This window comes from Paraburkholderia sp. J7 (genome assembly GCF_905220155.1).
Classification (GTDB): domain Bacteria; phylum Pseudomonadota; class Gammaproteobacteria; order Burkholderiales; family Burkholderiaceae; genus Paraburkholderia.
Genome location: NZ_CAJMYZ010000110.1, coordinates 1 through 421, shown reverse-complemented (window position 1 = coordinate 421; position 421 = coordinate 1). Strand labels below are relative to the sequence as shown.

The 421-nt window shown below is 61.5% G+C and carries 1 pseudogene; it reads left to right on the top strand.

The annotated features are described in order from the left end of the window. Positions 1–151 precede the first annotated feature (151 nt). Positions 152–294 (top strand): annotated as a pseudogene (locus U5A58_RS40970) (IS110 family transposase); the annotation flags it as partial. Positions 295–421 lie beyond the last annotated feature (127 nt).

Genomic DNA, 421 nt, shown 5'->3' with positions numbered 1-421 from the left:
TGATGTAGGTCCCAAGTAGATGGAATGGTCGCCTCTCGCCTTAACGGCCCAACCGGCGCCGCAGTTTCGCGTCCAGAGTCGGCAGTCCGCCCAAGGAGAACCAGATGGAACCCACGACCAATGCCATCGACCTGGCAAGCGCGTTTTCCAGATTCACTATGTCGAGCCTAAGACCGACACGATTCACAGAAAGGCGCTCAAACGCGCCCAGTTCGTACCGTTCTCGCCAACCGGCCGGCGAGCCGTGTCGTCATGGAAGCCTGCGGCAGCGCCCATCACTGGGCCCGGGTTCTGGCGTGACTTGGCGCGAAGTCGACTGGTTCAAGGTCATCCAGGCGGTGACCGAGGCACGGCTCAAGCCTGGCGAGTCGGGCGCTTACGATCATCCACCGTGCGTGGCAGCGCACGAATACCAGGATTT